This window comes from Buttiauxella selenatireducens, from assembly GCF_031432975.1.
Classification (GTDB): Bacteria; Pseudomonadota; Gammaproteobacteria; order Enterobacterales; family Enterobacteriaceae; genus Buttiauxella; species Buttiauxella selenatireducens.
Genome location: NZ_CP133838.1, coordinates 322,168 through 344,789 on the forward strand (window position 1 = coordinate 322,168; position 22,622 = coordinate 344,789).

The 22,622-nt window shown below is 52.0% G+C and carries 16 protein-coding genes; 5 read left to right on the top strand and 11 right to left on the bottom strand.

What is annotated here, in order from left to right; all coding sequences use genetic code 11:
- Positions 1–5 precede the first annotated feature (5 nt).
- Positions 6–2,453 carry a glycogen phosphorylase gene (gene glgP, locus RHD99_RS01420; protein ID WP_309877239.1) on the top strand — a complete coding sequence of 816 codons (2,448 nt, stop codon included), beginning with the start codon at positions 6–8 and terminating at the stop codon, positions 2,451–2,453.
- A gap of 293 nt (positions 2,454–2,746) precedes the next feature.
- Here glgP and RHD99_RS01425 read toward each other — a convergent pair whose 3' ends face one another.
- The 3 genes from RHD99_RS01425 to glpE all read right to left on the bottom strand — a co-directional run bounded on the left by RHD99_RS01425 (position 2,747) and on the right by glpE (position 4,751).
- Positions 2,747–3,505, bottom strand: coding sequence for a DeoR/GlpR family transcriptional regulator (locus tag RHD99_RS01425; RefSeq protein WP_183272285.1), 759 nt, complete (start codon positions 3,503–3,505; stop codon positions 2,747–2,749).
- A 22-nt stretch (positions 3,506–3,527) separates the two neighbouring features.
- Positions 3,528–4,358, bottom strand: a complete 831-nt coding sequence (gene glpG / locus RHD99_RS01430) for a rhomboid family intramembrane serine protease GlpG (protein ID WP_183272286.1) — start codon at positions 4,356–4,358, stop codon at positions 3,528–3,530.
- Positions 4,359–4,421: 63 nt separating this feature from the next.
- On the bottom strand, positions 4,422–4,751 hold the full coding sequence (gene glpE / locus RHD99_RS01435; RefSeq protein ID WP_309877240.1) for a thiosulfate sulfurtransferase GlpE: 330 nt from the start codon (positions 4,749–4,751) through the stop codon (positions 4,422–4,424).
- Positions 4,752–4,945: 194 nt separating this feature from the next.
- On the opposite strand from glpE, the gene glpD reads away from it, so the two are divergent.
- A complete protein-coding gene (gene glpD, locus RHD99_RS01440) occupies positions 4,946–6,454 on the top strand; it encodes a glycerol-3-phosphate dehydrogenase (RefSeq protein ID WP_309877241.1) in 1,509 nt (502 codons plus the stop codon).
- Between the two features lie 37 nt (positions 6,455–6,491).
- On the opposite strand, the gene malT is transcribed toward glpD, so the two are convergent.
- Positions 6,492–9,200: an HTH-type transcriptional regulator MalT gene (gene malT / locus RHD99_RS01445; protein WP_309877242.1), complete on the bottom strand. Its 2,709-nt coding sequence runs from the start codon at positions 9,198–9,200 to the stop codon at positions 6,492–6,494.
- A gap of 375 nt (positions 9,201–9,575) precedes the next feature.
- Between malT and malP the strand changes: the two genes are divergently transcribed.
- Both malP and malQ read left to right on the top strand, forming a co-directional pair.
- Entirely contained in the window at positions 9,576–11,978 is a 2,403-nt protein-coding gene (gene malP / locus RHD99_RS01450; protein ID WP_309877243.1) for a maltodextrin phosphorylase, read from the top strand.
- Positions 11,979–11,986: 8 nt separating this feature from the next.
- Positions 11,987–14,068, top strand: coding sequence for a 4-alpha-glucanotransferase (gene malQ / locus RHD99_RS01455; RefSeq protein WP_309877244.1), 2,082 nt, complete (start codon positions 11,987–11,989; stop codon positions 14,066–14,068).
- 140 nt (positions 14,069–14,208) lie between these two features.
- Here malQ and nfuA read toward each other — a convergent pair whose 3' ends face one another.
- Together nfuA and gntX are read right to left on the bottom strand one after the other, a co-directional pair.
- On the bottom strand, positions 14,209–14,784 hold the full coding sequence (gene nfuA, locus RHD99_RS01460) for a Fe-S biogenesis protein NfuA (protein ID WP_034460317.1): 576 nt from the start codon (positions 14,782–14,784) through the stop codon (positions 14,209–14,211).
- A 58-nt stretch (positions 14,785–14,842) separates the two neighbouring features.
- Positions 14,843–15,526: a DNA utilization protein GntX gene (gntX, locus tag RHD99_RS01465; RefSeq protein ID WP_309877245.1), complete on the bottom strand. Its 684-nt coding sequence runs from the start codon at positions 15,524–15,526 to the stop codon at positions 14,843–14,845.
- A 38-nt stretch (positions 15,527–15,564) separates the two neighbouring features.
- Between gntX and bioH the strand changes: the two genes are divergently transcribed.
- Complete coding sequence (bioH, locus tag RHD99_RS01470; RefSeq protein WP_309877246.1) at positions 15,565–16,341, top strand: pimeloyl-ACP methyl ester esterase BioH; 777 nt, start codon at positions 15,565–15,567, stop codon at positions 16,339–16,341.
- Between the two features lie 42 nt (positions 16,342–16,383).
- Here bioH and feoC read toward each other — a convergent pair whose 3' ends face one another.
- The 5 genes from feoC to greB all read right to left on the bottom strand — a co-directional run bounded on the left by feoC (position 16,384) and on the right by greB (position 22,588).
- Positions 16,384–16,623, bottom strand: coding sequence for a [Fe-S]-dependent transcriptional repressor FeoC (gene feoC / locus RHD99_RS01475; protein WP_309877247.1), 240 nt, complete (start codon positions 16,621–16,623; stop codon positions 16,384–16,386).
- 9 nt (positions 16,624–16,632) lie between these two features.
- Complete coding sequence (gene feoB, locus RHD99_RS01480) at positions 16,633–18,954, bottom strand: Fe(2+) transporter permease subunit FeoB (protein WP_309877248.1); 2,322 nt, start codon at positions 18,952–18,954, stop codon at positions 16,633–16,635.
- Between the two features lie 54 nt (positions 18,955–19,008).
- Complete coding sequence (gene feoA, locus RHD99_RS01485; protein ID WP_309877249.1) at positions 19,009–19,233, bottom strand: ferrous iron transporter A; 225 nt, start codon at positions 19,231–19,233, stop codon at positions 19,009–19,011.
- 430 nt (positions 19,234–19,663) lie between these two features.
- A complete protein-coding gene (locus RHD99_RS01490; protein ID WP_309877250.1) occupies positions 19,664–21,994 on the bottom strand; it encodes a Tex family protein in 2,331 nt (776 codons plus the stop codon).
- Positions 21,995–22,114: 120 nt separating this feature from the next.
- Positions 22,115–22,588: a transcription elongation factor GreB gene (gene greB, locus RHD99_RS01495; protein ID WP_183272298.1), complete on the bottom strand. Its 474-nt coding sequence runs from the start codon at positions 22,586–22,588 to the stop codon at positions 22,115–22,117.
- Positions 22,589–22,622 lie beyond the last annotated feature (34 nt).

A 22,622-nucleotide genomic window follows, 5' to 3' on the forward strand; every position in this document is an offset into this window, starting at 1 on the left:
CTGATATGAACGCACCCTTTTCTTATGCATCACCCACGCTGAGTATTGAGGCTTTAAAGCACTCAATAGCCTATAAGCTGATGTTCACGGTTGGGAAGGACCCCGCGATAGCAAACAAGCATGAATGGCTGAACGCCACATTATTTGCGGTTCGTGACAGGTTGGTTGAGCGCTGGTTGCGCTCCAACCGAGCTCAGCTTTCCCAGGAAGTTCGTCAGGTTTATTACCTGTCGATGGAGTTTTTGATTGGTCGCACACTATCTAACGCGCTGCTTTCCTTAGGTATTTATGAAGATGTCAAAAACGCGCTGGAAGAGATGGGGCTGGATCTTGAAGAGTTGATTGACGAAGAGAACGACCCCGGCCTCGGCAATGGCGGGCTAGGTCGTCTCGCCGCCTGTTTCCTCGATTCATTAGCGACACTCGGTTTGCCGGGTCGTGGTTACGGCATTCGTTACGACTACGGCATGTTTAAACAAAACATTGTTGATGGCCGTCAGAAAGAGTCCCCGGATTACTGGCTCGAGTACGGTAACCCGTGGGAGTTCAAGCGCCACAATACGCGCTATAAAGTTCGCTTTGGCGGGCGCGTGCAAATGGAAGCTAAAAAATTCCGTTGGGTAGAAACCGAAGAGATTTTGGCCGTAGCGTATGACCAGATAATCCCAGGTTACGATACCGATGCCACTAACACACTGCGCTTGTGGAATGCCCAGGCGAGTAGCGAAATTAACCTGGGTAAATTTAACCAGGGCGACTATTTCGCGGCGGTAGAAGATAAGAACCATTCAGAAAACGTATCACGGGTACTGTATCCGGATGACTCGACCTATTCAGGCCGAGAGCTGCGTTTGCGTCAGGAGTATTTCCTGGTGTCCTCAACCGTACAGGACATTCTTAGCCGCCATTATCAGCTGCATAAAACCTATGACAATCTGGCGGATAAAATCGCCATCCATCTCAATGATACGCACCCTGTGTTAGCGATTCCTGAGCTGATGCACCTGTTAATCGACGAGCATAAATTTAGTTGGGAAGATGCCTTCGAAGTGACCTGCCAGGTCTTTTCGTATACCAACCACACGCTGATGAGCGAAGCGCTGGAAACCTGGCCTGTGGATATGCTGGGTAAAATACTGCCGCGTCATTTGCAGATAATCTTTGAGATTAACGACTATTTCCTCAAGACCTTGCAGGAGCAGTATCCGAACGATACCGCTTTGCTGGGGCGCACTTCGATTATTGATGAATCCAACGGTCGAAAAGTCCGTATGGCGTGGCTTGCGGTTGTGGCCAGCCATAAAGTAAACGGCGTTTCGGAGTTGCACTCCAACCTGATGGTGCAGTCGTTATTTGCCGATTTTGCCGCTATCTTCCCGATGCGCTTTTGCAATAAAACCAATGGTGTGACTCCACGTCGCTGGCTGGCGCTGGCGAATCCACCTCTTTCTGATGTGCTGGATGAGAATATTGGTCGCACCTGGCGTACCGATCTCAGCCAGTTAAACGAACTGAAGCAGCACATCGATTACCCTACGGTGAATCAGGATGTGCGTAAGGCGAAGCTGGCTAACAAGAAGCGCCTGGCCAGCTACATCGGTCAGCATCTGAATGTGGTGGTGAACCCGAATGCGTTGTTTGATGTACAGATCAAACGTATTCACGAGTACAAACGCCAACTGATGAATGTGCTGCATGTGATTACGCGCTATAACCGCATTAAGGCCGACCCGACAGCCGATTGGGTGCCGCGTGTGAACATCTTCGCGGGTAAAGCGGCGTCGGCGTACTACATGGCGAAACACATCATTCATCTCATCAATGATGTGGCGGCGGTGATCAACAACGATCCGGTAATGAAAGATCGTTTGAAAGTGGTCTTCATCCCGAACTACAGCGTCAGTCTTGCGCAGATCATTATCCCGGCAGCGGATCTTTCTGAGCAAATTTCGTTAGCGGGAACCGAAGCGTCCGGTACCAGTAACATGAAGTTTGGCCTTAACGGCGCACTAACCATCGGTACGCTGGACGGGGCAAACGTTGAAATGCTGGAGCACGTTGGGGCTGAGAATATCTTCATCTTTGGTAATACGGCGGACGAGGTCGAAGCGTTGCGGCGCAAAGGCTATAAGCCACGGGAATATTATGAAAGTGATGAGGAATTGCATCAGGTGCTGACACAAATTGGCACCGGAACGTTCAGCCCTGGGGAGCCAACACGTTATCGTGACCTGCTTGATTCATTGATTAACTTTGGTGACCACTATCAGGTGCTGGCGGATTATCGCAGTTATGTGGATTGCCAGGATAAGGTCGACGAACTGTATCGCCAGCCAGAAGAGTGGACGATTCGCGCCATGCATAATATCGCCAATATGGGTTACTTCTCGTCTGACAGGACGATTCAGGAATACGCCGATGAGATTTGGCATATTAAGCCGGTGAGGTTGTAAGTTCTGAAACCATCCTCACCCTAACCCTCTCCTTGAAGGAGAGGGAACTGTATGGTTTTCTCCATCACCGTCAGGAGAAGGAACTGTATGGTTTTCTCCATCACCGTCAGGAGAGGGAACTGTATGGTTTTCTCCATCACCGTCAGGAGAAGGAACTGGACAGGTTTTCCCCCTCTCCGTCAGGAGAAGGAACTGGACAGGTTTTCCCCCTCTCCGTCAGGAGAAGGAACTGGACAGGTTTTCCCCCTCTCCATCAGGGAGAGGGCCGGGGTGAGGGTTGTTTCACGCAAAAATCAGCACAACTCTAGCTGCACATTATTCTCTGCAATCACCTGCATCACACCTGCTGGCGGAATGATATCGGTATAGACCGCATCCACCAGAGCAATGCTGCCCAGATTCACCATCGCATTGCGGCCAAATTTAGAGTGATCGACAACCAGCATCACACAGCGTGAGTTTTCAATAATCGCGCGTTTGGTGCGTACTTCGTGGTAATCAAACTCCAGTAATGAGCCGTCACCGTCGATGCCGCTGATCCCCAGGATGCCGAAATCCAGTCTGAACTGCGAGATAAAATCGAGTGTCGCCTCGCCGATAATTCCACCGTCGCGGCTGCGTAATTCGCCACCCGCCAGAATAATGCGGAAATCCTCTTTCACCTTGAGCGTGTTCGCCACGTTCAGGTTGTTGGTCACGACACGCAAATTACTGTGATTGAGCAGAGCATGCGCCACCGCTTCCGGCGTGGTGCCGATATCAATAAACAGCGTGGCACCGTTCGGGATCTGGCTGGCAACTTTCTGCGCGATGCGCTCTTTTTCCGCAGTCTGCGTGGCTTTACGATCGTGCCACGGTGTATTCACGGAACTTGACGGTAATGCAGCACCACCGTGATGGCGCATGATCAGGTTCTGGTCGGCCAGATCGTTCAGATCGCGGCGAATCGTTTGTGGGCTAACCGCAAACTCTTCGACTAACTCTTCGGTGCTGACATAACCCTGTTTTTTAACCAGTTCGACAATCGCATCATGACGTTGTGTTTGCTTCACGCTGTTTTATTCTCCTGAAATGCTATGTTCGTTTTCGCGCATGCAAAGTATCAACCAGCGCCATTGCAAGACCAACAACCAGGCCGGTAATGTGAGCGGCGTTGGCGATCGACATTCCTAAGACATCGAAAAATCCTATCACAATCCAGAGAACCGCAAAGGCTAAAAGGCCGCGCTGCATATAGATGCCACTGTCCGGGTCACGTTCGCCACGCAACCAGACATAACCCATTAATGCGTAAACCACGCCCGATAAACCACCGAAAAGTGGGCCACCGAATTTTGCCTGCACGAAGCCGCTTAGAAGGGCAGAAACCAACGTCAGGGTGATCAGTTTTCCGCTGCCGAGACGCTTTTCTAACGGACCGCCGAGATACCACCACCACAACAAGTTGAAAGCGATATGCATAATCGAGAAGTGCATTAACGCGTGGCTGAAATAGCGCCATAACTCGTAGTGCAAGCTGTCTTTATACGGCCAGGCTAACCACACCATAACGGCCCGGTCGCCGATAACTTGCATCATTAAATACACCAGCACACAGGCCGCCATGATAACCATCGTGAACGGGCCCGCTTTTTGCCGAATCGTTGCGAGGAAAGGATAGCGCTGGTAGTGCAGGCCGCTGTCGGTGTGGCCGGTATTCCAGCTTGCCGCCAGATAACGTGGGTCGCCAGGGTTCGCAAGGAATTGTTCGAGCTCGGCACGTACACGGGATTCCTGGCTGTCATTTGCCAGCCAGATATCACTCTGTTCATGTTGTTGAATCGCGAGGATAACGCCCTGCGTCGCCATATAGTCGACAAATGCCTGCGCGACTCGCGGGTTGGCAAACGAGGTAATCATGATCATAAGGTTTAACCCGCTCTAAGCAAAAAGAGCATTATACCTGCAACACCGTGATTTCCTGACCCATTAAAAGGTGCCGTGTGCCACTTCAGCAGGGAAATGGCGATGCCATGCGTCAAAACCGCCATCGACGCTATAAACATGGTCGTAGCCTTGTTGCAGCAGATACTGCGCAGCCCCTTTGCTGCTGTTGCCGTGATAGCACATCACCATCACCGGCGTGTCAAAATCGGTTTGCTGCATAAATGCCACCAGACGATCGTTTGTCAGATGGAAAGCGCCAGGCGTATGGCCCATCGCAAAGCTCTGCGGGTCGCGGATATCAACCAATACTGCCATTTTTTGCTGCAACTTCTGGTGCGCTTCTTCCACACCAATACACTCAAAAGTTTCCATGGATTTGCTCGTCACTTTATTCAATTGGCCTGTGCCATATTAAGGGAATCAGCCCTCTGCCCGCTGATATTAACGTCATTATGTTATCCATATCACGCAGAAATGTTTTTTTTTCGTTACAAAGCGCGCGTAGACTTGCTAGTATGAGCGATAACGAACATATTTGAACTTTAACGAAAGCGTGTGAGGGTGACATGGAAACTAAAGATCTGATTGTGATTGGCGGAGGAATAAATGGGGCAGGTATCGCCGCTGACGCCGCAGGCCGTGGTTTATCCGTGTTGATGCTTGAAGCTCAGGATCTGGCGAGTACCACGTCTTCTAACAGCTCGAAATTGATCCACGGTGGCTTGCGCTACCTTGAACATTACGAGTTTCGCCTGGTGAGTGAAGCATTAGCCGAGCGCGAAGTATTACTGAACATGGCTCCCCACATTGCTTTCCCGATGCGTTTTCGTCTGCCACATCGCCCCCATTTGCGTCCGGCGTGGATGATTCGCATCGGTTTGTTTATGTACGACCACCTCGGTAAACGTACCAGTTTGCCTGCGTCCACCGGTTTGCGTTTTGGCGCAGACTCCGTTCTAAAATCGTCTATTGTGCGCGGTTTCGAATATTCCGACTGCTGGGTTGACGATGCGCGCCTGGTCTTAGCGAACGCGCAAATGGTGACGCGTGAAGGTGGCGAGGTGAAAACCCGCACTCGCGCAACGCGCGCCTGGCGTGAAAACGGTTTATGGACTGTCGAAGCGCAAGACAGTGTAACCGGCGAAACATTCAGCTGGCGTGCGCGTGGTCTTGTGAATGCTACTGGACCATGGGTGAAAAACTTCTTTGACGATGGCCTGCAATTGCCTTCGCCATATGGCATCCGACTGATCAAAGGCAGCCACATTGTGGTGCCACGCGTACACAATCAGAAGCAGGCTTATATTCTGCAAAACGAAGATAAGCGCATCGTGTTTGTTATTCCGTGGATGGATGAGTTCTCAATTATTGGTACTACCGATGTGGAATATCAGGGTGATCCGAAAGATGTCCACATTGATGAGAATGAAATTAAATACCTGCTGGAAGCCTACAACGCGCACTTTAAAAAGACGCTGAGCCGTGACGATATCGTCTGGACCTACTCGGGTGTCCGTCCGCTCTGTGATGATGAGTCCGATTCACCGCAGGCTATCACCCGTGATTACACGCTCGATATTCATGATGACCAGGGCAATGCTCCTCTGCTGTCCGTGTTTGGTGGCAAGCTCACGACTTACCGCAAGCTGGCAGAACATGCGTTGGATAAACTGAAAGGCTACTACCCGAAAATGGGGCCAGCCTGGACTAAAGGCTGCACCTTGCCAGGTGGCGATATTCAGGGCGATCGCGATGATTATGCCGCGCAATTGCGCCGCCGCTACACCTTCCTGAGCGAAAGCCTGGCGCGTCGTTTCTCACGGACTTACGGCAGCAACAGCGATTTGATTCTGGCGGGGGCGACCAGCGTCAGTGATTTGGGCGAAGACTTTGGTCATGAGTTTTACGAAGCAGAGCTACGCTACCTGGTTGAGCATGAGTGGGTACGTGGTGTGGATGATGCACTCTGGCGTCGTACCAAATTAGGAATGTGGTTGACGAAAGAACAGCAAGTGCGTGTCGCCCAATGGCTGGGAAAGCGTGTCGGTAAAGCGAAGTTATCGTTAGCATCTTGAATATATTGCCCTTTCCCGAACGGGAGAGGGCAAAGTCTTAAACGCCGTACCCCATCATCTTCAGCAATTTCTGTGCGTGTAGCACCGCATCCTGGCGGTGCGTCACACCCAACTTCTGATACAAATTTCGAATGTGCGTTTTAATCGTGGTGGCCGCAACATCCAGCTCACCCGCGATTTGCTCATTGCTGTAGCCCGAATAGATAAGCCCCAACACTTGCCATTCACGTTGCGTCAATGGACTGGTGCGAATCAGCTCCGGCACTTCAGGATGCGTCAATAAACGGTTAACAAAGTTCTCATCGAAGTGGGCGAACTTATGGCGATGATGCTGGTTAATCTCACGCAAAATGCGTTGCGCACGATGCTGATCCAGTTCCGGCAGCGTGTTGAGTTGAATCAGCTGGCGTAGTTGTTGCGCCATAGCTTCTCCCTCAATCACAAAGTGGCTGATAAACCCGGTGCGGTTGGCCAGTGCCAGCGCTTCCAACAATACGCGTTGCGCATCACTCTTGCGGCCAGCCTGCCAGTAAAGTTGGTTGAGCAGTAACAGATTGCGGTTGAGATCGCTCATCAAGCGCAGGCTGCGGGCATTCTCATTTAACTCCTCCAACACCATTTCGGCTGGCTCAAAGTCGCTTAGCAAAATCTGCGCTCGCGCGATATTACGCCATTGGCCTTGCAGGAAGTGATTATTGGCAAACTCGGGTTTCGGTGTCAGACGTAACCAGTTGGCGGCGGATTGTTTATCACCGGTCATTTGCCAGTAAATCACGCGCACTTTGTCGGCGTTGGACACCCAATCGCTGTGGAACGCACCATTTCCTAGCAAGTTTTCCAAACGGTTCAGATGATTACGGGCGTTATCCAGATCGCCGCGCGCCAGAGAACATTGCACTAACAACGCAAGGCACTGTAATTGCTGCTGTGGCTGGTACCCGGAAAGCACTTCCAGGCCCATGCGCGTTGTCGCTTCGGCTTCGTCGAGCCGCGACCACGCCCACAGCAACTGCGCACGAATACGCAGTAAAAATTCGTGCAGCGGGAGTTGCTCAAGGTGTTGCTCTTCAATCAGCGTGAAGGCCTTCTGTTGCGCTTCCCATGCTGACTGGAGGAAACCCTGTGCCAGTAAAATTTCGCTCTGTTGGCATAAGCCCCATAGTGCGTAATGCCACATGTCATGGCGGCGCGCCATTTGTTCAGTTTGCTGCATCACAGAAAGCGATTTGGTGAGATCGCCTTTGCAATGCAGCACTTCGCCATGCACTGATGTCGCGACAATACGGCTGTAGAAACTGGCCAGCGGCAGCACATCGAGCGCGATCATTGCCAGCCGTTCGGCCTCATCCGGGTTGCCATCATTAATCGCAACCTGAGCGCGTAACGCATTGAATTCGCCGTGCATGGTATCGTCCATCACGACATTCATTTCCTGCTCAGCACGGGCCAGCAGTGTGTTGACTTCACTGTAGCGATGTTGGCTTTGCATCAGCCAGGCTTGCAGTAATACAAGCTTCGGATTCTCCAGCAAACTGGTCCACGGCAATGCTTTTAATGACTCTTCCAGCAGGGCTAATTCGCTGTGGTTAAAGAGTGCCCAGGCGTGATTGAGCAGGATATCGCGCAGCAGGGCTGCGTCGCCTGCGGCCAGCGCGTGGTGAATAGCTTCGCTTGGGAAACCCTGCGCCATCCAGCTTTCCGCTGCCGCACGATGGATTTCCGGGAGTTCGGTCGCCAGTTCCCACTGGCAACGTTGGCGTAAGAAATTGCCAAACAACGGGTGAAAACGGAACCATTCGCCGCTGTCATCCATGCGCTGAATAAATAGCCCCTGGCGTTCGGTCTCTTCAAGGCGCATCTGGCCGTTTTCTTCGCCGGTGACACGGACAATTAGCGCGTCATTCATCGAGCGCAGAATCGAGCTGCGCAGCAGGAAATTACGCGTTTGTGCGTCAACATTATCCAGCACTTCATCGGCCAGATAGTCAGATAAATGGCTGGCGTTGATGCCTGAAAGCCGCCGTGCTGAGTGTTGTGCTGAGGAGTTACTGTTCTGGCGTGCGGAAAGCGCGATGAGTTGCAGCGCAGTCGCCCAACCGGCGACATCATCACACAGGCTGTTGCTCTCGGTATTCTCGAGAGGTGAATTGAGCCGATGGTCGAAAAATTGTTTCGCTTCAAGGTGTGTAAAAGCGAGTTGTTGGCTGCCGATTTCCAGCAGTTGGTCGCGCACGCGTAAATTGGCGATACCCAGTTGTGGCAAATTACGCGACATCACGAGCAGCGTCAGATTTTCTGGCTGATGGCGAATGAAAAAGCGCATCGCTTCATGAATCACTGGGTTGGTAATGAGATGGTAATCATCAATGACCAAATACAGGGGACGATGCCACTCCACCATTTCGATAAACAGTTGGGCAAACAGCGCGGTTAAGCTCGAGTATTGGCGTTTTTGCACCATGACTTCGCTGGTCACGCAATGGCCAGAAGTCGCCTGCTGGATGGCTGCTATCAAATAGCTGGCAAAACGTTCTTGTTGGTTATCACCCTCATCAAGGGAATACCAACCTAACTCATTTTTCCCCGCCGCCCACTGAGAAACCAGGGTCGTTTTTCCATAACCCGCCGGGCTGGTTACCAGTGCAACTCGATAGTTATTGGCCGTTGATAACTTCTTCAACAGACGGTCGCGGACCACTGTATTTTCCAGACGTACTGGACGACTTAATTTGGAGGGGATCAGCATGGTCTACCACTTCACTGTGTAAGAAATATGTACGATTGTGAATTTTTTTACGCTTCGTAATTAATACTTACTACAAAGTCGACCAGTTTGCGGGTTATTGCAAGATTGTTGAGGGTTTGAGGCGTGGTAAGTTGCTCCTGGTCACAAATCTATAGATTAGATGAATTCATTCATGAAATGTCAGCTGCCGATGTGAAAACTCAGTGCTGGTGGGCGTTTGTGATAGCCGCGCCTCATTTTAAGTGGTGGCGATCACATTTTTACCTACTCCCCACTACTCCTCCCTCCCTAATCCGACTCAGGAGGAGGAATTAGCCCAGGTCACCCTGCACACTAGCGGGTAATGAAATTAGAACATCACAGGACCGAGCCCTTATGTCACAGACGACCTTCAATAAAGCACAATTTCAGGCTGCACTGACACGTCAGTGGCAGCGTTATGGGTTGCATTCAGCTTCCGAAATGAACCCGCACCAATGGTGGCATGCTGTCAGTGGCGCGCTTGCCGAATTGCTGGCAGCTCAACCTGCGGCTAAACCTGAAAAAAATCAGCGCCACGTAAACTACATCTCAATGGAGTTTTTGATTGGTCGTCTGACGGGTAACAATTTGCTGAACCTTGGCTGGTATCAGGACGTCGCTGATGAACTGAAAACGTTCGATATCAACCTGACCGATTTGCTGGAAGCGGAGACCGATCCCGCATTGGGTAATGGCGGGTTGGGGCGTCTTGCTGCGTGCTTCCTGGATTCCATGGCAACCGTCGGCCAGTCAGCGATTGGATACGGCCTGAATTACCAGTACGGTTTGTTCCGCCAGTCCTTTAAAGATGGGCAGCAGATGGAAGCCCCTGATGACTGGCATCGCGGCAGCTATCCGTGGTTCCAGCACAATTCAGCACTCGACGTGCAAGTGGGTGTCGGTGGCAAAGTCGTGAAAGATGGCAAGACTCTTCGCTGGGAGCCTGCATTTGTGTTCCACGGCGAAGCCTGGGATTTGCCGGTTGTTGGCTACCGTAACGGCATCGCTCAACCGCTCCGTTTGTGGCAGGCAAAACACGCTCATCCATTTGATTTAACTAAATTCAATGACGGCGACTTCCTGAAAGCAGAGCAGCAGGGCATCGACGCTGAAAAACTGACTAAAGTGCTTTACCCGAACGACAACCACCTGAACGGCAAGAAACTGCGCCTGATGCAGCAGTATTTCCAGTGCGCGTGTTCGGTGGGCGATATCTTACGTCGTCACCATTTGGCGGGCCGTAAGCTTAAAGAGCTGGCGGATTACGAAGTCATTCAACTGAACGATACCCATCCGACTATCGCCATTCCTGAGCTGTTACGTGTGCTTATCGACGAGCACCAGATGAGTTGGGATGACGCCTGGGCCATTACCAGCAAAACCTTCGCCTACACCAACCACACACTGATGCCTGAAGCGCTGGAGTGCTGGGACGAGAAACTGGTAAAAGCGTTGCTGCCGCGCCATATGCAGATCATCAATGAAATTAATGCCCGCTTTAAGAAGCTGGTGGATAAAACCTGGCCTGGCGACGAAGCCGTGTGGGCAAAACTGGCTGTGGTTCACAACAAGCAAGTTCGCATGGCGAACATGTGTGTGGTCAGTGGTTTTGCGGTAAACGGTGTGGCAGCGCTGCACTCCGATCTGGTGGTCAAAGATCTGTTCCCGGAATATCACCAACTGTGGCCGAACAAATTCCATAACGTCACCAACGGTATTACGCCACGTCGCTGGATCAAACAGTGCAACCCGGCACTTGCGGCACTGCTCGATAAAAAGCTCAAGAAAGAGTGGGCAAACAATCTGGACGTGCTCGAAGGTCTGGAAAAGTATGCTGATGATGCGAAATTCCGTAAGGAATACCGCGACATCAAATATCAAAACAAAGTGAAGCTGGCTGCCTTTGTCAAACACCGTACGGGTATTGTTATCAGCCCGGATGCGTTGTTTGACGTACAGATCAAGCGCCTGCACGAGTACAAACGCCAGCACCTGAACCTGCTGCACATTTTGGCGCAGTACAAAGAAATCCGTGAAAACCCGACCGCTTCCCGCGTGCCGCGTGTGTATCTGTTCGGCGCGAAAGCGGCACCGGGCTACTACCTGGCAAAAAATATCATCTTTGCGATTAACAAAGTCGCGCATGCCATCAACAACGATCCGGTCGTTGGCGACCAGCTGAAAGTGGTATTCCTGCCGGATTACTGTGTCTCTGCGGCAGAGGTGATGATTCCGGCGGCTGATATTTCCGAGCAAATCTCCACCGCAGGTAAAGAGGCCTCCGGCACCGGTAACATGAAACTGGCGCTCAACGGAGCCCTGACGGTCGGTACGCTGGATGGGGCGAACGTCGAAATCGCCGAGAAAGTTGGTGAGCAAAACATCTTTATCTTCGGCCATACCGTGGAAGAAGTGAAAGCGCTCAAAGCCAAAGGCTATGACCCAGTGAAATGGCGTAAGAAAGACAAAGTGCTGGATGCCGTACTTAAAGAGCTGGAAAAAGGGGTTTATAGCGATGGCGATAAACATGCCTTCGACCAGATGCTGCACAGCATCGGCAAACAAGGCGGCGATCCGTATTTAGTGATGGCCGATTTCACGGCGTATGCCCAAGCGCAAAAACTTGCAGATGCACTGTATCTCGACCAGGAAGCCTGGACGCGCGCCGCCATTCTGAATACGGCTCGTTGCGGTATGTTCAGCTCCGATCGTTCTATTCGTGATTATCAACAACGTATCTGGCAGGCAAAACGCTAAGGGAACGCATGGACAGCAAACGTCTTGATAACGCCGCCCTGGAGGCGGGAATTAGCCCAAACTACATTAACGCCCATGGCAAACCGCAGGCGATTCCTGCGGATACCAAGCAGCGTTTGCTGGAAGCCATGAACCGTACTGTCACCTTGAAAAAGGTGGCATTAACACCCGTGGCGAATGTGCTGGTGTTTACTTCTGGCACTCGCATGGCGACGGTACTGGAAGGAAACGGTGAATACACCTGGCATCTGACCACCGAAGAGGGCAAGCAGCATAAAGGGCATGCACAGGCAGGCAAAAAGATGCTGCTGCCTGCAACACTGCCGGAAGGCTATCACGATCTCACAGTCAGCCAGAATGAGCACCACTGGCAATGCCGCGTGATTGTCGCGCCAAAGCGTTGTTATGAACCAGACGCGTTGATGCGGGATGAAAAACTGTGGGGAGCGTGTGTTCAGCTTTACACCTTACGGTCGACGCATAACTGGGGCATTGGGGATTTCGGTGATTTACAACGCATGCTGGTGGATGTGGCAAAACGGGGTGGCTCGTTTATCGGCCTGAATCCTATTCATGCGCTGTATCCTGCGAATCCAGAAAGTGCCAGCCCGTATAGCCCGTCATCACGTCGTTGGTTGAACGTGATTTATATCGACGTCAACGCGGTTGACGATTTCTTGCTTAGCGATGAAGCGCAGACGTGGTGGAAAATGCCGACCACCCAGGCAACGTTGCAAGCGGCGCGAGATGCGCAGTGGGTCGATTATTCCACCGTTACCGTGCTGAAAATGGCTGCGTTGCGCATGGCGTGGAAGCAATTTTCTTTACGTGGCGCGCGGGACGAGCACGTCGTTGCCTTCCAGAAATTTGTGCAAGAAGGCGGCGATAGTCTCTACTACCAGGCGGCGTTCGACGCACTGCACGCTTATCAGGTGAAAGAAGATCAAATGCGCTGGGGCTGGCCGGTGTGGCCGGAAGGTTTCCGCGACGCCCATAACCCGGAAGTCAAAGCGTTCTGCACCGAACACAGTGATGAAGTGAATTTCTATCTGTGGTTGCAATACCTGGCTTACGCCCAGTTCGAGATGTGCTGGCAAACGAGCCAAAGCTTTAAAATGCCGATTGGCTTGTATCGCGATTTAGCGGTTGGCGTGGCGGAAGGGGGATCGGAAACCTGGTGTGACCGCGAACTTTACTGCCTGAAAGCTTCCGTGGGTGCGCCGCCGGATATTCTTGGCCCGCTCGGCCAGAATTGGGGTTTGCCACCGATGGACCCGCATGTGATTACCGCGCGTGCGTATCAGCCGTTTATTGAACTGTTGCGTTCCAATATGACCAGCTGTGGTGCGCTGCGTATTGACCACGTTATGTCGATGCTGCGTTTGTGGTGGATACCTTATGGTGAAACCGCAGACAAAGGCGCATACGTGCATTATCCGGTGGACGATCTGCTGTCGATACTGGCGCTGGAAAGTAAACGCCATCACTGCATGGTTATCGGTGAGGATCTCGGCACGGTGCCAGTTGAGATCGTCGGCAAGCTGCGTGACAGCGGGGTTTACTCGTACAAAGTGCTCTATTTCGAGCACGATCAGGAAAAACAGTTCCGCGCGCCGAAATCGTGGCCGAAACAATCCATGGCGGTTGCCACCACTCACGATTTGCCGACGTTGCGCGGTTACTGGGAAAGCGGCGATCTGACGTTGGGTAAAACCCTTGGTCTGTATCCTGATGAAGAGATGCTGACTGAGTTGTATCAGGATCGCGAGCGTGCCAAACAAGGTTTGCTGGATAGTCTGCATGAATATGGCTGTCTGCCAAAACGCGCAGGCCATAAAGCCTCGTTGATGGCGATGACGGCCACGCTAAATCGCGGGATGCAACGCTACATTGCTGATAGCAATAGCGCCCTGTTGGGTTTGCAACCGGAGGATTGGTTAGGTATCGCGGAACCTGTGAATATTCCGGGGACTAGCTATCAGTATAAAAACTGGCGGCGCAAGTTATCGACCTCGCTTGAGGAGATGTTCGCAGACGACGAAGTGAATAAGTTGCTGAAGGATTTGGATAAGCGGCGCAAGAAGAAGTAGTTCTGGTTCCCCTCACCCCGACCCTCTCCCAAAGGAGAGGGGGAAAACCAATCCCAATGGAGAGGGGAAAACACTCGATCAGTCCCCTCTCCTGGGGGAGAGGGTTAGGGTGAGGGCAACATAAATCAGGGCACAATAAATCAGTAGTACGAGTGCTCGCCACGCTGGTGCTCGGTCAAATCACGAACACCTTTCAGTTCAGGGAACTCTGCCAGCAGTTGTTTTTCGATGCCTTCTTTCAGGGTCACGTCTACCATTGAACAGCCGTTACAGCCGCCGCCGAATTGCAGAATCGCAAAACCTTCATCGGTAATTTCCATCAGCGTGACACGACCGCCGTGGCCTGCCAGCTGTGGGTTTACCGTGGCTTGCAGCATGTACTCAACGCGTTCCATTAACGGCGCATCATCAGAAACCTTACGCATTTTGGCGTTTGGCGCTTTCAGCGTCAGTTGTGAACCGAGTTGGTCGGTAACGAAATCAATTTCGGCATCTTCAAGATAAGGTGCGCTTAACTCATCCACATACGCGGTTAACTGCTCGAATTTAAGGGCAGTATCTGATGCTTCTACCGCATCCGGCGGACAGTAAGAAACCCCGCACTCCGCATTTGGAGTACCAGGATTAATGACGAATACGCGAATTTGCGTCCCTTCTTCCTGACCCGCCAACAGTTTGGCAAAGTGGGATTGTGCTGTATCGGAAATACGGATCATAACGATTGCTCAATAGTTGACTATTTTAGTCGGTTATAATACGCCCATCATCGAGGGTCTACAAGGTTCGACAAAGGCACCACACCTGGATAGTCGCCGCGCCCTGCTTTTTCAGCAACCGCGCAATTTCCGCCACCGTACTGCCCGTCGTGACGACATCATCCACAATAATTATATGGCGGCCTGCCACGGGAAAATCAACCCTGAAAGCGCCTTTTAGATTGTTGCGCCGCTGCCGGGCAGTGAGTTGATGTTGTGTTTGCGCGGCCCGAATGCGAATAATCCCCTTTGGGAAATAGTCACACTGTAGCCAGCGTGACAGCAAGTGTGCCAGTAGGTCACTTTGGTTAAAACCACGACGCCAGGCACGGCGTGAATGCAGTGGAACACTGACCATACAATCAGGTTTGCACCCGCTTTGAGTCCGTTTTGCCTCAAGCCCACGCAACATCATTAAACGCGCCAGAGCAGGTGCCAGTGCGACGGTGCCATTGAATTTGAATCGCTGGACGAGCCGATTGAGCGGGGGGCTGTAATCCGTGACGAACACAAGAGAATCCCACTCTGGAGGCTTTTGCACACAACGCCCGCAAGGCGAATGCGTATTGGCGCAGGGCAGCCCGCAGCATGGACAGCAGGGCGGTGGCGTGGGTAATGCCTGAGTACAACGCGAGCAAACTCCCCAATGCGCACAAGCAAGTGGCATCTGGCATAGCCAACATAGCCCTGGGATTGTTAGCATATTCGCCTCCTTGCTGAACAAAATGAGAACAGTAACTGATGAGTAAGCTTTGGTGGCAGACAAAAGGTGAAGGAAAAGACGATCTTGTGCTGCTGCACGGATGGGGATTGAACGCGGAAGTGTGGCATTGCATTTGCGAGGAATTAAGCTCGCATTTTCGCCTTCATCTTGTCGACTTACCCGGTTACGGTCGCAGCCAGGATTTTGGTGCGCTGACACTTGAGGAAATGGCCGAGACGGTATTGGCACACGCGCCGGAACGGGCAATTTTGCTTGGCTGGAGTTTGGGCGGGCTGGTGGCAAGCCAGATTGCGTTAACTCATCCGCAACGCGTGAGAGGACTGGTGACCATTGCATCCTCGCCTTGCTTCACTGCTCAGGGTGATTGGCCGGGCATCAAACCTGAAATTCTGGCGGGTTTCCAACAGCAATTGAGTGATGATTTTCAGCGTACCGTGGAGCGTTTTTTGGCGTTACAAACGCTGGGTACAGAAACCGCACGGCAGGATGCTCGCCGCCTGAAAGCTGTGGTTCTCGAGCAGCCAATGCCAAGTGTTGAGGTGCTAAACGGTGGCCTGGAGATCCTGAAAACGGCGGATTTACGCCAGCCGCTCAGCCAGCTAACACTGCCGTTTTTACGCTTGTATGGGCATCTTGATGGGTTGGTGCCCCGAAAAGTCGCGGGCTTGTTGGATGAGCTTTGGCCACAAAGTGAAGCGGTGGTTTTCCCTAAAGCCGCCCATGCGCCGTTTATTTCGCATCCGCAGGATGTTTGCCAGGTGCTGGAAGATTTTCAAAAGCGTCTTGAAGATTAAATAAAAAGGGCAGGATTCACATCCTGCCCTTTCTCATTCATTTCAGGCTCGTAGCGCCCAGACTTCGCGAATACATTTTTTACTTTCCGGGCAGCTTTTACAGCTTCCCGTCAGGCAGTCGTTTGGGTCTTCGGTGATGCGCATGGCTTTGCCCATCGCTTCAAGACGACTCAGCATCGCGTTAACCAGCGGCAACGGTGTGGAGAGCTGTTGGCTAATTTGCGTCGCATCCAGACGGCCTTGCAGCGCAAGTGCATCACGAATCTCAATTAAACTCGCCATGATATCCCCTTAGTGACAATCGCCCGTGGTGCTTTTACAGCACGCGGCTTCGACAGTTTTACGCGTCGTCATCAGGCTAACATCCACACGGCTACGCGCCCGGCGCAAACCACCTATCAACAGCACATTGAACAATACCACCGCGAGAATACAGACCAGACTGTATTGCGGATGCGCACTAAACGTCACGCTCTGGTAGTAAAGCGTAGAAAGCGAGTAAGCAATATTCAGCCCCCAAAGTACGGAGAACATCATCCAACCACGGCTCGATTCACGTGCCACTGCGCCCATTACGGAAATACATGGGATGTAGAGCAGAACGAAAATCAGGTAGCTGTAAGCCGCTGCTGCGCTGCCAAATTTGCTGCTCATGACGCCCATTGCTCCGCTTGCCATTTCGCCGTCGCCTTTACTGGCTTCGATTGGGTTGGCCAGCACGCTCAGGCTAAAGGTGTCTTTCAGACTCTGCCAGGTTTCTCCGGCGGCGGCACCTAACTCATCTGTCAGGCTGAAACTGGCGGCATCAAACGGTTCTTCATGCATATCTTCTGCGGTGTAGAGGGTGTTGAGTGTGCCAACCACCACTTCTTTCGCCATTGCTCCAGTGAACAGGCCAACGGTCGCCTGCCAGTTGTCTTCATGCACACCAATCGGCTTCAACAGCGGGGTGAGTACGCGGCTAACCGACGCCAGCGCAGAGTCGTTAATGTTGTCCACTTCTTTGCCGCTAAACGAGAAGCTATTCAGCGCACCGATGAAAATACTGACGATGACGATCACTTTACCGGCACGCAGCACGAAGCCTTTCAGGCGTTGCCAGGTTTGCAGCAACAAGCTTTTCAGGTGTGGGACGTGATACACCGGGAGTTCCATGACAAACGGCGTGGCTTCACCGCGCATGATGGTGTGTTTGAGCATCAGACCGGTAAGAATCGCCATCACAATGCCAAGAATGTAGAGCGAGAAGACGACCAACGCCCCCTGCTGACCGAAGAAGGCCGCAGCAAACACCGCAAAAATAGCCAGACGTGCACCGCATGACATAAACGGCGCCATCATGATGGTCATCAGGCGTTCACGTGGTGCGTCCAGCGTACGCGCACCCATTACCGAAGGGACGTTACAGCCGAAGCCGACAATCAACGGAACGAAGGATTTGCCCGGTAAGCCGAGCGACTGCATCAGGCGGTCCATAACAAATGCCGCGCGCGCCATGTAACCGGAGTCCTCAAGGAAGGAGAGGAACAGATACATCATGCCGATTTGCGGCACCAACGGCAGCACGGTGTTGATACCGCCACCGATACCCTGCGCGAGGAAAATTGTCAGCCAACCTGGGAAGTGCAATGTTGCACCTATCCACTGAATGCCGTGGATAAAGATAGCCGCAGAACCGCCGTCGAAAATCGGCTGCAACGCGCCGCCGATGTTAATCGCCAGCAAGAACATCAGATACATCACCAGCAGGAAGACAGGCAAGCCGAGGAAGCGGTTCAGGATAATTTTATCCATCATTGCGGTGAGGCGATGCGGTTCGGCGGTCAGACTGTTGCTGATGGAATCGCAGATGGCGGCGATGGTTTGATAACGCGCATCGGCAATCAGGAGTGCCGGATCTTCATTTTCTTCAGTCAGTTGGGTGCGAATGGCATCCAGCTTTTCAGCGGCTTGACCGGCATATTCACGGCTATAGATATCGCCTTCAAGCATTTGCAGGGCCAGCCATTGGCGTTGCTGCGCAGGCATATCCTCTGGCATTTCTGCTGCCAGTGTCCGGGCGTTTTCAAGTAATTTCGGTGGGTAAAGGACTAAGTCGGTATGTGCATTAGGCTGACGGCGGTCAATTGCCAGCTTCAGGCCTTCCATGCCACGGCCACGAGTCGATACTAATGGAACCACCGGGCAACCAAGGCGTGCTGCAAGCGCATCGATATCAATACGAATGTTTTGTTTCTCGGCAATGTCGAGCATGTTGAGCGCGACCACGCATGGAATACCCAGCTCGAGAAGTTGCAGCGTTAAATACAGATTGCGCTCGAGGTTCGATGCATCGACCACGTTTATCAGCAAGTCTGCTTCACCGCTCAGAATGTAGTGGCAGGCGATTTGTTCATCGAGCGATGTCTGCGATGAGATGGTGGTCAGCGAGTAGGTGCCCGGCAAGTCGACCAGCGTGACTTGATGTGCAAGCGTTGAAAACTGACCTTCTTTACGTTCAACAGTAACGCCCGCCCAGTTACCCACTCGTTGGCGTGAGCCTGTGAGCTGGTTGAATAACGTGGTTTTCCCGGAGTTAGGGTTACCGATTAAGCCGATAGTTAATTTTTTCATTTTATTCGTGAACTTAAAGAAAATAGCAACGAGCGCGAGCGCTCACCCCGCCAGTCAGGCAATGGCTTCAACTTGCAGCAGTTCGAGATCTTTTTTGCGCAATACCAAACTGACGCGACGCGTTTCGATATGAATGGGATCGCCTAAAGGCGCGACACGTACAACGTTAAAGGACGAGCCTGGCAACATACCGAGTGATAATAATTTCTGGCGATATGAAGGGCTGATTTCGTTGGCAAAGCCGATAATTTTCCACGAGCTACTTGGCAAGAATCGCATAGGACCTACTTAGAGCTGGGCTCTTTAATTGCGCTAACGAGAAACGCTAACAAGAATTTTCTTTGGATGGAGGAGAATTAACGAACAAATCAATGATAATGAGAATGGTTTCTGTCTTCAATAAATATTTTTGTGATGAATAAGAGGGTGTGGCTTATTTCACTGGAAACAGAAGTTTATTTTATGGGAGGGTTTTGAAAGAGGGTTTTTATATAAAAATTAATAATAACAATGAGTTGTGTTTATTTTAAATTGATAAAGTTATTATTTTTTCTCTGTTAATGTTGTCTGGATATTTCAAGTGTTACGCATTTGATAAATATTAGTGCTGTTTTATATCGCGGTGAAAATTGATCTGCCGCAAATTATTAAATCAGACTTTTTCCGCTCTCTCCGGGTTAAGAGGAGAGAGCGGAATTAACAACGTGTATTAGCGTTTCTTGCCTAATGCCGCGGCCAGAGCGTCACTCATCGCAGAGTTACCGCTACTACTTGCGGCGTTATCACGCCCACGAGGTTTCTGCTGTTGTGCCGGACGGCGTTCGTTTTGCTCACGCGGTGCACTACCACGGCGGTTGGACTCGCCTGGCTGCTCATCAAGACGCATCGTGAGCGCAATACGCTTACGCGCCAGGTCCACTTCCATCACTTTCACTTTGACGATATCGCCGGCTTTCACCACTTTGTGTGGGTCATCGATGAATTTGTCTGAGAGCGAGGAGATATGAACTAAACCATCCTGATGAACGCCAATATCTACAAACGCGCCAAAATTGGTCACGTTAGTGACTGCGCCTTCCAGCACCATGCCAGGCGTCAGGTCGTTCATGGTTTCTACGCCATCAGCAAACTTCGCGGTTTTGAACTCAGGACGAGGATCTCGGCCTGGTTTTTCCAGCTCTTTGATGATGTCGGTAACTGTTGGTACGCCGAAACGTTCGTCGGTAAATTCACGGGCGCTCAGGCCGCGCAACGCTTCACCGTTACCCATCAAGTCCTGCAATGCTTGTTCGGTCGCGGCCAGGATACGCTCGACAACCGGATACGCTTCCGGGTGAACCGTTGAGGCATCCAGCGGGTTATCACCATGGTTTATGCGCAGGAAGCCCGCACACTGCTCGAAGGCTTTCGGCCCTAAACGGCTGACTTTAAGCAACTGTTGGCGGTTCTGGAAACGGCCATTTTCATCACGCCAGTTGACGATGTTCTGCGCCATCATGCGCGTTAAACCCGCGACGCGAGTTAACAATGGTACCGACGCGGTATTCAGATCCACGCCCACGGCGTTTACGCAGTCTTCGACGACCGCATCCAGCTTCTTCGCCAACTGCGACTGGCTAACATCGTGCTGATACTGGCCCACACCGATAGATTTCGGGTCGATTTTCACTAACTCTGCCAGCGGATCTTGCAGGCGACGGGCAATAGAAACCGCGCCACGAATCGATACATCTAAGTCAGGGAACTCCAGCGCCGCCAGTTCCGATGCGGAATACACCGAGGCACCCGCTTCACTGACAATCACTTTTTGCGCGGTGACTTTCGGGAATTGTTCTTGCACATCGAGGAAGAAACGTTCGGTTTCACGCGATGCCGTGCCGTTGCCGATGGCAACCAACTCGACGTTGTATTTCTCACACAGTGCTGCAACGACGACGGCGGCTTTCGCTGCCTGCCCGGTGTGCGGGTAGATGGTGTCGAAGGCGACCAGTTTGCCGGTTGAATCCACCACCGCCACTTTCACGCCGGTACGCAGACCTGGATCGAGGCCCATAGTCGCACGCAGGCCAGCCGGTGCCGCCATCAATAAGTCGTGCAGGTTGCGGGCGAAAACGTTGATTGCTTCGTCTTCGGCGCGTTCGCGCACGGTACCCATCAGCTCAGTTTCAAGGTGCATCAGCACTTTGATACGCCAGGTCCAGCTCACTACGGCACGACGCCAGGCATCTGCCGGAGCATTGCTCAGACGTAAACCAAGATGGTCGATAATCAGCTGTTCGCAATAGCTTTCACGCGGTGGCTCGTCGTGCTGAGGATCGGCATTCAGCGCGAGCTGCAAAATACCTTCGTTGCGGCCACGGAACATGGCGAGCGCGCGGTGAGAGGGAACGGTGGCAATCGGTTCGTGATGGTCGAAGTAGTCGCGGAATTTCGCGCCTTCCTCTTCTTTACCGCTCACCACATTGGCAACCAGATGCGCGTTCTTCCACAGATAATTACGCACTTTTGCCAGCAGCGCCGCATCTTCGGCAAAGCGCTCCATCAGAATATAGCGTGCGCCATCGAGGGCGGCTTTGGTATCAGCAACACCTTTGTCGGCATCAACGAAACGGGTGGCTTCTTCTTCTGGTGTGTGTGACGGCTCGTTCCAGAGCAATTCAGCCAGTGGCTCAAGACCGGCTTCAATCGCAATTTGTCCGCGCGTACGACGTTTTTGCTTATACGGTAAATAGAGGTCTTCGAGCTCGGTTTTGCTCAGCGTGCCATTGATGGCCGCGGCGAGTTCGTCACTCAATTTACCTTGTTCGGTAATGGATTTGAGGATGGTCTGGCGGCGATCTTCGAGTTCGCGCAGATAGCCCAGACGAGTCTCCAACTGACGCAGTTGAGTGTCGTCCAGCCCGCCGGTGACTTCCTTACGATAACGTGCAATAAACGGCACGGTATTCCCTTCATCCAGCAGGCGAACGGCGGCATCAACCTGTTCATTTTTGGCTTTTAGCTCGCTGGCGATAATGCGGCAGAGTGAATCATTCATCATGGGTTTGTCATCTGTCCAGGTAGAAATTTCAAGGCATAGTTATACGGATTGGAGGGGGGAAATGCCAGTCGCAGCGCCCGAGAGATAACGAATCAGACGCTTCTGGTACTGGCCTGTGGGCTATTTCACATACTCGATATTATTGACGTACCACTGCGCTTCACCTGCGGGTGTTTGCACAATGGCGAGGTCGCCCACTTCTTTTTTCAGTAGGGCGCGAGCCATCGGGGAGTCGATAGAGATGTAATCTTTGCGCCCAAAGATTTCGTCATACCCCACGATACGAAAACGCAGCTGATTTCCGTCGTCGTTTTCAATTTCCACCCACGCGCCAAAGAACACTTTTCCTTCTTGCTGCGGGGAATAGTCGACAATTTTCAATTGTTCGAGGCATTTCGTGAGATATCGCACTCTGCGATCTATTTCTCGCAGTCTTTTTTTGTTGTACTGGTAGTCGGCATTTTCACTGCGATCGCCAAGACTTGCCGCCCAGGTGACCTTTTTTGTCACCTCCGGACGCTCTTCTCGCCACAAAGCGTCCTTTTCTTGTTTTAGCTTTTCATAGCCTTCGCGGGTAATTAATGGCGTTTTCATCATCAAGCCTTGAATGAGTAGCACAATAAAGGTG

Coding starts and splice junctions, on each gene's coding strand:
- greB (WP_183272298.1), bottom strand. CDS start 22,588: ATGAAAACGCCATTAATTACCCGCGAAGGCTATGAAAAGCTAAAACAA.
- glpG (WP_183272286.1), bottom strand. CDS start 4,358: ATGATCATGATTACCTCGTTTGCCAACCCGCGAGTCGCGCAGGCATTT.
- malT (WP_309877242.1), bottom strand. CDS start 9,200: ATGCTGATCCCCTCCAAATTAAGTCGTCCAGTACGTCTGGAAAATACA.
- gntX (WP_309877245.1), bottom strand. CDS start 15,526: ATGCTAACAATCCCAGGGCTATGTTGGCTATGCCAGATGCCACTTGCT.
- feoC (WP_309877247.1), bottom strand. CDS start 16,623: ATGGCGAGTTTAATTGAGATTCGTGATGCACTTGCGCTGCAAGGCCGT.
- RHD99_RS01490 (WP_309877250.1), bottom strand. CDS start 21,994: ATGATGAATGATTCACTCTGCCGCATTATCGCCAGCGAGCTAAAAGCC.
- nfuA (WP_034460317.1), bottom strand. CDS start 14,784: ATGATCCGTATTTCCGATACAGCACAATCCCACTTTGCCAAACTGTTG.
- malQ (WP_309877244.1), top strand. CDS start 11,987: ATGGACAGCAAACGTCTTGATAACGCCGCCCTGGAGGCGGGAATTAGC.
- glgP (WP_309877239.1), top strand. CDS start 6: ATGAACGCACCCTTTTCTTATGCATCACCCACGCTGAGTATTGAGGCT.
- glpE (WP_309877240.1), bottom strand. CDS start 4,751: ATGGAAACTTTTGAGTGTATTGGTGTGGAAGAAGCGCACCAGAAGTTG.
- glpD (WP_309877241.1), top strand. CDS start 4,946: ATGGAAACTAAAGATCTGATTGTGATTGGCGGAGGAATAAATGGGGCA.
- malP (WP_309877243.1), top strand. CDS start 9,576: ATGTCACAGACGACCTTCAATAAAGCACAATTTCAGGCTGCACTGACA.
- feoA (WP_309877249.1), bottom strand. CDS start 19,233: ATGCGATTCTTGCCAAGTAGCTCGTGGAAAATTATCGGCTTTGCCAAC.
- feoB (WP_309877248.1), bottom strand. CDS start 18,954: ATGAAAAAATTAACTATCGGCTTAATCGGTAACCCTAACTCCGGGAAA.
- bioH (WP_309877246.1), top strand. CDS start 15,565: ATGAGTAAGCTTTGGTGGCAGACAAAAGGTGAAGGAAAAGACGATCTT.